Annotated in this window: 9 protein-coding genes; 3 read left to right on the top strand and 6 right to left on the bottom strand. The window is 72.6% G+C overall.

Annotation, left to right across the window (positions count from 1 at the left end; genetic code table 11):
- From D455_RS0105055 to D455_RS0105045, 3 genes are all read right to left on the bottom strand, one after another.
- The coding region (locus D455_RS0105055; RefSeq protein ID WP_026122333.1) for a threonine/serine exporter family protein at positions 1–766 on the bottom strand (766 nt) is incomplete at its 3' end.
- 279 nt (positions 767–1045) lie between these two features.
- Positions 1046–1741, bottom strand: a complete 696-nt coding sequence (locus D455_RS0105050) for a response regulator (RefSeq protein WP_017569678.1) — start codon at positions 1739–1741, stop codon at positions 1046–1048.
- Between the two features lie 80 nt (positions 1742–1821).
- Positions 1822–2643: a RecB family exonuclease gene (locus D455_RS0105045; protein ID WP_017569677.1), complete on the bottom strand. Its 822-nt coding sequence runs from the start codon at positions 2641–2643 to the stop codon at positions 1822–1824.
- Positions 2644–2721: 78 nt separating this feature from the next.
- Here D455_RS0105045 and D455_RS0105040 point away from each other — a divergent pair, with 78 nt between their 5' ends.
- Both D455_RS0105040 and D455_RS0105035 read left to right on the top strand, forming a co-directional pair.
- Positions 2722–3642, top strand: a complete 921-nt coding sequence (locus D455_RS0105040) for a phosphotransferase (protein WP_017569676.1) — start codon at positions 2722–2724, stop codon at positions 3640–3642.
- 231 nt (positions 3643–3873) lie between these two features.
- A complete protein-coding gene (locus D455_RS0105035) occupies positions 3874–4929 on the top strand; it encodes a site-2 protease family protein (protein WP_017569675.1) in 1056 nt (351 codons plus the stop codon).
- A 7-nt stretch (positions 4930–4936) separates the two neighbouring features.
- Here D455_RS0105035 and D455_RS0105030 read toward each other — a convergent pair whose 3' ends face one another.
- Together D455_RS0105030 and D455_RS0105025 are read right to left on the bottom strand one after the other, a co-directional pair.
- A complete protein-coding gene (locus D455_RS0105030) occupies positions 4937–5410 on the bottom strand; it encodes a hypothetical protein (protein ID WP_017569674.1) in 474 nt (157 codons plus the stop codon).
- 32 nt (positions 5411–5442) lie between these two features.
- Positions 5443–6717, bottom strand: a complete 1275-nt coding sequence (locus D455_RS0105025) for a helix-turn-helix domain-containing protein (protein ID WP_017569673.1) — start codon at positions 6715–6717, stop codon at positions 5443–5445.
- A gap of 208 nt (positions 6718–6925) precedes the next feature.
- Here D455_RS0105025 and D455_RS0105020 point away from each other — a divergent pair, with 208 nt between their 5' ends.
- A complete protein-coding gene (locus D455_RS0105020) occupies positions 6926–7291 on the top strand; it encodes a hypothetical protein (RefSeq protein WP_026122331.1) in 366 nt (121 codons plus the stop codon).
- A 143-nt stretch (positions 7292–7434) separates the two neighbouring features.
- Here D455_RS0105020 and D455_RS29255 read toward each other — a convergent pair whose 3' ends face one another.
- Entirely contained in the window at positions 7435–7605 is a 171-nt protein-coding gene (locus D455_RS29255; RefSeq protein WP_275040877.1) for a helix-turn-helix domain-containing protein, read from the bottom strand.
- Positions 7606–7613 lie beyond the last annotated feature (8 nt).

Genomic DNA, 7613 nt, shown 5'->3' with positions numbered 1-7613 from the left:
CCGCCGACACGTAGGTGCCGCTGATGCCGTCCTGGAGGCTGGCGACCAGTGGGCGTCCGGGCAGCAGGGCCATGATGTTACCGGTGATGATGGCTCCGGCCTGGAGCCCGAGTTCCAGGCTGGTGCTCACCCACAGCAGGGCCAGACCGATCGTGGCGGCCACCACCGCGGCCGCCGCCATCTGGTAGAACTCCGCGACTCCGCGCTTGGCGAGGAAGACGGCGGTGCGGTCGCCCGTGACGGTGGCCAGGAACGCCACGGTGGCCACGATCAGGNCCCGCCCCCCCCCCACCATGAGGCTCGCGCTGGAGGCGATGAGGCCGAACCCGACGGCGATGAGCCAGTTGGGGTAGGGCATGCGCGCGCGTCGGATCTGCGCCAGGCGGCCCGCGGCGTCCTCCAGTTCCAGGAGTCCGAGTGCGCACTGCTCGACCAGGGTGTGCAGTTCGTTGACGCGGAAGTAGTCCAGGGTGCGTCGGCGTACGACCCGCTCGCCGGTGATCGGGGGCTGGTCGCCGCCGGGGTGGGTGGACAGGGTGATCGTGGTGAAGGTGACCGAGACCTCCGAGCGGGGCAGGTCGAAGGCGACCGAGAGGCTGAGCATGGCCTCGCTGACGGCCTCGGTGCCCTCGCCGCTGGCCAGCATCAGCTCGCCCACCCGCAGGACCAGGTCGATGGCGCGGGCGTCGGGGAGGTTGACGTCCTCGTCATCGTCGAATCCGTCGGGGGTCAGTTCGTGCTCGTGTGCCGCCCGCCAGTCCCGCATTCTGCTGAGCAGGCGGTCCTCGCTCGGGGGCACGGGCCGCTCCCGCTTGCTTGGCATCCCTGTCTCCGTTCCCTCCCCGCCTGTAACCGTGGTGGTCGGCGCGATGATCAAACCCTTGAGGGGACGCGGCTCCAGGTGGCGGGGTTCGCCCGGAACGGGGTGAGCCGCCGGTGAGTTCGATCACCAGTGCATCCTGTCAAGCCCCGACGTGCTCCGACAGCGACGCGCCGGGGTCGCCGGTGGAGGTGCTGGTCGTCACGGAGCCCGTCCTGGTGTGGTTCAGGAGGCGGGTCCGGTGTCGTGTTCGCCGGGTCGGACCAGTCCGTGTTCGTAGGCGTGGACCACCGCCTGGACGCGGTCGCGCAGTCCGAGTTTGGTGAGGATGCTGCCCACGTGGGACTTGACGGTGGTCTCTCCCAGGACGAGGTGGGCGGCGATCTCGGCGTTGGACCATCCGCGTGCGAGCAGGCGCAGGACCTCGTGTTCGCGGGCGGTCAGGGGGTCCTCGGTGGCCTCGGTCTCGGGTGCGGTGGAGGGGAGGAGCGGGGCGAACCGGTCGAGTAGGCGGCGTAGTACCTGGGGGGAGATGGCCGCGGCTCCGTCGGCGACCACGTCGACGGCCGAGAGCAGTTCCGCGGGTGGTGCGTCCTTGAGGAGGAACCCGGAGGCGCCCGCGCGCAGGACCTCGACCGCGTACTCGTCCAGGTCGAAGGTGGTCAGGGCCAGGACCCGTACCTGGTGGTCCAGGGAGCGCGCCCACGAGACGATCTGGCGGGTCGCCTCGATCCCGTCCATGCCGGGCATGCGCACGTCCATGAGGACGACGTCGGGCAGCAGGCTCCGGGCGGCGCGTACCGCCTCGCGTCCGTCGGAGGCCTCGCCCACCACGGACAGGTGCGGGGCGGACTCCAGGATCATGCGGAACCCGGCGCGGACGAGGGGCTGGTCGTCGACCAGCAGTACTGAGACGGACACACGGGTGATTGTGCCGTATCGCGGGTGCCGGGGTGGTGTTCCGGCCGGGCGTGCGGATGCGGGTCGTGGGTTGCGTGGGCTCAGGTCCGGGGGGAGGGCGTGGGTTCGGGCAGGGGAGGCGGGGTGCCGCCGAACTCGGGGCACAGCGCCTGGTGTTCGCACCAGCCGCAGAGCTTGCTCCTCCTGGGCTGCCAGACCCCGGCGCGTCCGGCCGCCTCGATCTGGGCCCAGATGTCGGAGATCTCCGCCTCGGCGGCCCGTAGTTCGTCCTCGGTGGGGTCGTACCAGCGCACCGCGCCGTCGCCGCCCAGGTAGACGAGTTGGAGGCGGGTGGGGACGATGCCGAGGTCGCGCCAGATCATCACCGCGTAGAAGAAGATCTGGAACCGGGCCTTGTCCTCGAAGCGGGGGGCGGGCGACTTGCCGGTCTTGTAGTCCACGATCCGGATCTGGCCGGAGGGGGCGACGTCGAGGCGGTCCAGGTACCCGCGCAGCCTGAGGCCGGTGGGCAGGGACACGTCCATGCGCATCTCGCGGTCGCGGGGCTCCAGGGTGGTGGGGTTCTCCAGTTCGAAGTAGCGGCGGACCAGGTCGCGGGCGGACTCCAGCCAGGTGTCGCGTTCGGCGTCGTCGGCGAACAGCTCGTCCAGTTCGGGCTTCCCCTCGCGCAGTTTCCGCCACTGGGGGTCGACGAGGCCGAGGGCGTTGCGGGGGGTGCGTGACTCGGCGGGGAGTTCGTACAGGCGCTCCAGGCAGGCGTGGACGAGGGTGCCGCGCAGGGCCGCCGCGCTGGGTGCCTCGGGGAGGCGGTCGATGGCGCGGAAACGGAACAGCAGGGGGCACTGGAGGAAGTCGGAGGCGCGGGAGGGGGAGAGGGCGGACGGAAGGAGCGCGGTGGTCATGGGGCAAGCCTAGGAGAAGGTCGTGACAGGTGGTGTTCCGCTTCCACCGTTTCGGCGCGGGTGGCACAATCCTTCACCATGTCCTTCGACGATCTGCCGGACCGGCTTTCGGACTGGTGCGCGGAGCAGATGGGGGACGAGCCCGTCAACGTGCTGTTCGAGCGGCGGTCGCTGTCGGCGGTGTTCGGACTGCGGTTGGCCGACGGGCGGGACGTCGTGGTCAAGGCGCGGGAGGACGACGGCCGGGCCGCGTCGTGTGTCGCCGCGCAGGTCCGGTTGGCGGAGCGGGGGTTTCCGTGCGCTCGGCCGCTCACGCCCGTGGTCGGTGTCGGCGCTCTGGCCGTGCACGCCGAGGAGTTCCGGCCCGGCGGTGTACTCCTGTGCGGGGACGCGCCGGACATCGCCGTACGCTACGCGGCCGTGTTCGCCCGGCTGATGGCCGAGCTGGCCGACGTGTCCGTCGCGCCGCCGCTGCCGAACCCCCGCTGGGTGCGGTGGGACCACACGGACGCGGGGCTGTGGCCGACGGTCGGGGAGTTGGACGACCGGGACCAGGGTGCCGTGCCCGCATACGTCGTCGGCACGGCCAGGCGGATCCGTGGGCGGCTCCTGGCCGCCGACCTGCCGTGGGTGCTGGGCCACGCCGACTTCGAGGCGCGGAATCTCCGCTGGCACGACGGGGAGGTGGGGGCGGTGCACGACTGGGACAGCCTGGCGTGGCAGCCGGAGGCGGCGCTGGCGGGTGCGGCGTGCGGGGCGTTCGCCAGTGTCTCGCCCCCGACCCTGGCTCCGGTCGAGGGTTCCGCCGCGTTCCTGGAGGCCTACCAGGAGTGCCGGGGACGCCGGTTCACCGTGGAGGAACGGGAGGTCGCGTGGGCGGCCAGCCTGTGGCCCGCGGTGCACAACGCCCGGTGGGAGGCCGTGCACGGCGACGCCCCGGTGTGCTGCGACGCCGTCCGCGCGCAGGCGGCCGAACGCCTGCACCGGGCGAACGCCTGAGTACCTTCGGGGACACCATCGGCCTCCAGGAAACACCGGTGGCCCGGAGCGGCGCCAGGGGGAGCGCGCGGTCGTGGACCACCGGGTCCGGGGTGCCGGTGGGTCGCGGTCGACGGGCCGTAGGCTGGTGGTGTGACGACCGCCAGTGATCCATCAGCGCCCCAGCCCCGTGGCCGTTCCGCGAGGCCGGGGTTACTGATCGGGCGGCCCTTCGGCATCCCCGTCTACGTGATGTCCTCGTGGCTGCTCGTGGCGGTGCTGATCACCCTGGTCTACGGCGGTGTCGTGCAGGGTCGTCTGGCGTTGGGGCCCTCCGCCTACCTTCTGTCGTTCGCCTTCGCCGTGCTGCTCTACGCCTCGGTCCTGGTGCACGAGCTCGCCCACGCGGTGGTCGCGCGCATGTACGGCCTTCCGGTGCGGCGCATCGTGCTGTACGTGCTGGGCGGTGTCTCCGAGATCGAGCGGGAGGCGCCGACTCCGGGGCGTGAGTTCTGGATCGCGTTCGCCGGTCCGCTGTTCTCGCTGTTGCTGGCGGCGGGCGGGTTCGGCCTGTACCTGTTCACCGAGCCGCGCAGTGTGGTCGGCGAGCTGCTGTTCCAGCTGTGGATCGCCAACCTGCTGGTGGGTGCGTTCAACCTCCTGCCGGGGCTCCCCCTCGACGGTGGGCGGTTGCTGCGCGCCGCGGTGTGGAAGGTGACGGGCAGGCCCTTCTCGGGGAGTGTGGCCGCCGCATGGGGCGGTCGTGCGCTGGCCGTGGTGGTCGTGGCGCTGCCGTTCCTGCTCACCTGGTGGGCGGGTGGGCGGCTCAGCCCCTGGAGTGTGGTGTGGGGGTTCGTTCTGGGCGGTTTCATGTGGATGGGCGCGAGCGACGCGCTGCGCTCCGCCCGGACGCGCGAGCGGATTCCCCGTCTGCGGGCCCGTGACCTGGTGCGGTCCGCGGTGACGGTGACGGCCGACACGTCCCTGGCCGAGGCCGAGCGCCGGTCCGGGGGGGCGGGGGCGGCGGAGATCGTGGTGACCGATTCGGGGGGTGCGCCGACGGCCGTGGTGCATCCGGCGGCGGCCGCGGCGATTCCGGTGGAGCGCCGGGCGTGGGTTCCGGTGTCGGATGTGGCGCGGGCGGTGGCTGAGCATGCGCTGGTGCCGGTGGGGTTGGAGGGGGAGGAGTTGCTGAAGGCGCTCACCGGTCATCCGTTGCCGGAGTACCTGGTGGTGGACGAGGACGGCGGTGTGCGCGGGGTGCTGCGGGCCGCGGACGTCAACGCGGCGGTCTCGGGGCGGGGCTGAGCGGAGCTCAGCGGCGGGCGCCCTGGGGCCACAGCACCGACACGGGGCGAAAGAGCGAGCGTGCGTAGGCGACCACGTCGGCGGTGCCGCCGCGGCCGCGTGCGGGTTGGCCGTCCCAGACGGCCACCAGCTGGTCGCAGCGTTCCACGAGCAGCTTTCCGGCCTCCATGTGGGCCTCGGAGGTGGACGCGGTGTGCGGTAACGCGTGGACGAGTACGGCCTGAGCCAGGAGGCGGTCGTAGACGGGGTGGTGTTCCTCGGGCAGCGCGTCGCGGTAGCCGGAGGCGGGGATGACCGCTTCCAGGGGCGCTCCGGCGGCCACGACCGCCTCGGCGAAGACGGCGTCGGCGCCGTCGGCCAGGCAGGACAGGCCCACCATCTCGCAACCGTACGGTTCCAGGTGGGCGGTGATCAGCGCGGCGACGGTGCTGCTCACCTCGGGGGTCAGGCCGCGGTGGCCGGTGACTCCGATACGGATCACGAAACCTCCCTGATGGTCGCTTCGCGGCTTTTCTACCCCGAAGTAGTGATACCGGTAACTAGTGACAGAAGTCGGTCGTCGAGGTCGGCCACGCAGCGCGCCCGCGGTCCCGAGTACCGGCGTCGGAACCCCCGCACCCGGCCGACGACCCGTTCGGACTCGAAGCGGATCCCCGTGGTCAGCGCCTCGTGGGCCAGACGGAACGCCTCGTCCACGTCGCCCGCCTCGGCGTGCGCGGAGGCCAGCTCCACCTGGAGGACCGCGGACTGCTTGGCGTTGGCCCTGCTGGGTGTGAACGCCTCCGCGAAGGCCCGGCGCGCGTCGTGCGGCTGGCGCAGCCGTACGCCCACCAGGGCGCGGTAACCGGCGACCTTGGTCTCGTCGAAGGCGAACACCCACGGCCAGGGCGGGTCGGTGTTGCCCGAGCGCGACACCTCCCTCTCCGCGCGGTCGATGGCGCGCGTGGCGGCCGCGCGGTCGCCGGTTCCGGCGTGCGCGAGCGCCCCGACGCAGGCGAGCCAGGCGCGGGCGGTGGGGTGCGCGGCGGCGCCCAGGGTGTGCTCGGCCTCCTGGACCAGCCCCAGACCCAGGTGGGGGTCCTCCGCGGTGTCGGTCTCGAAGGCCGCCAGGGATCCCAGCATGTACACGTCGAGCAGGCGCATACCGGCCTGGCGTGCGCGTACGACCGCGGTGCGGTAGTGCGAGCGGGCCGAACCCATGTCGCCCCGGTCGGCGTGCAGCCAGGCGGCGAAGCCCGAGGCCTCGCTGGCGGCGGCGCTCAGCTCCGTGTGGAACGGTGTCCCGTGCGCCTGCCCGAGCATTTGCTCGGCCAGATGCACGTGCGCCACCGCGCTGGGCAGCAGGTGGCGGGCGGGGGAGGTGGCGTCCATGCGGCGCTGGCCGCCGGTGATGGCGCGCAGGGAGGAGGCGGTCGTCTCGTTGACGGGGTGCGCGCCCGGGGCCGGTGGGGTCGGGGTCGAGGGCACGCCGGTGGTGGCGGTGAGCAGGGCTCCCGCGGCGACCGCCCGTCCGAAGTCGCGGCGTCTCGTGGTGTCCACCCCCTTCTCGGCGGAACCGGCCTGGGAGGGGCAGCCGCCGAAACGCAGCAGGTGCAGCGGGATGTCCAGGCGTCGGGCGAGGTCGTGTACCTGGCTGATGGTCAGCGACTGTTGACCGTTGACCACACGCGAGACCCAGCTCTGGGAGTAGTCGATCGCGCGTGCGAGGTCACCTTGGGACCAGCCGTGCGCGGTGCGCACGCCTTCGATGACCGTCGCCATGTCGCAGGTGGCCAGTGCGCTCGCCATGCGAGGCCGTGTCCACAGGTCCGGTGGAAGAACGCCGTCTGGTTGGGGCATGAGCTTAGGGTAGGGACTCCGGGCCGGGCCGGGGGCTATGTGCGAGAAAGAAGAGGGCATGCGTGATCCGCATAGGGCCACCCGTTTCCCCTCCCGGTGCGGCAGAGTGCAAGGGTCGTTGGTCCCCGGGGGCGTCCGGGGAGGGGAGGGGAGACCTGTGACCGTTGAGACCCCGCCGACGGGGAGTCCGAGCCTGAGGCCCGATCCTGGCGCGGTGGAGTCGGTGAACCGTGTGGAGTCGGCCGTGCTCGCCCTGCGGGGGCTGGCCGCGGAGTTGCGCTCCCGTGGGGTGGAGGTGCGCGAGGACGGAGTGTGCGGCGTGGTCGACGCCGGCCCCAGCACCCGGCCTCAGCAGGCCCTGCTGCGGCCCCACCGCGGTGGTCTGTGGTGGTGGATGCGCTGGCCGATCCAGGACGGCCTGCCCTCGGCGCTGGCGGGCGTACCCATCTCTCCGGTCACCCGGACCTCCGACGCCGCACGGCGGATCGTGGGCGCACTGTCCACACACGTCGGCGACGGCTGAGCGCGCGCGGGCCGCGAGCTGCCCGCGCCCACAGCGGGCGTGAGCGACGTCCACGCCCGGAAGGCGGGCGGGGCCCGGGTTCTCCCCGAAACCCAGTCTCCCTCTGCACGGGGCCGCCCGGCTCCGCCCGCCCTCCACGGGGCCTATCCCCTCCGTTCGACCCCGGCGCCGTCCAGCGGAACGGCGTCCTCCCCCGCCGCGCGGAACACCCCCGGGGTGATCCCGTAGTAACGGGAGAACCAACGGGTCAGGTGGCTCTGGTCGGCGAACCCCACCCGTGCGGAGGCCTCCGCCAGCGGCGTCCCCGCCGCGATCAGCTCAC

The sequence above is a fragment of the Nocardiopsis halotolerans DSM 44410 genome (assembly GCF_000341065.1).
GTDB lineage: Bacteria > Actinomycetota > Actinomycetes > Streptosporangiales > Streptosporangiaceae > Nocardiopsis > Nocardiopsis halotolerans.
The sequence above is the reverse complement of the archived record's forward strand: the minus strand, read 5'-3'. Positions and strand labels throughout refer to the sequence as shown.

Bases quoted from the DNA above. Each gene is read 5' to 3' on its own strand.
- D455_RS0105045 (WP_017569677.1), bottom strand. From the start codon at position 2,643: ATGACCACCGCGCTCCTTCCGTCCGCCCTCTCCCCCTCCCGCGCCTCC.
- D455_RS0105025 (WP_017569673.1), bottom strand. From the start codon at position 6,717: ATGGCGAGCGCACTGGCCACCTGCGACATGGCGACGGTCATCGAAGGC.
- D455_RS0105040 (WP_017569676.1), top strand. From the start codon at position 2,722: ATGTCCTTCGACGATCTGCCGGACCGGCTTTCGGACTGGTGCGCGGAG.
- D455_RS0105035 (WP_017569675.1), top strand. From the start codon at position 3,874: ATGTCCTCGTGGCTGCTCGTGGCGGTGCTGATCACCCTGGTCTACGGC.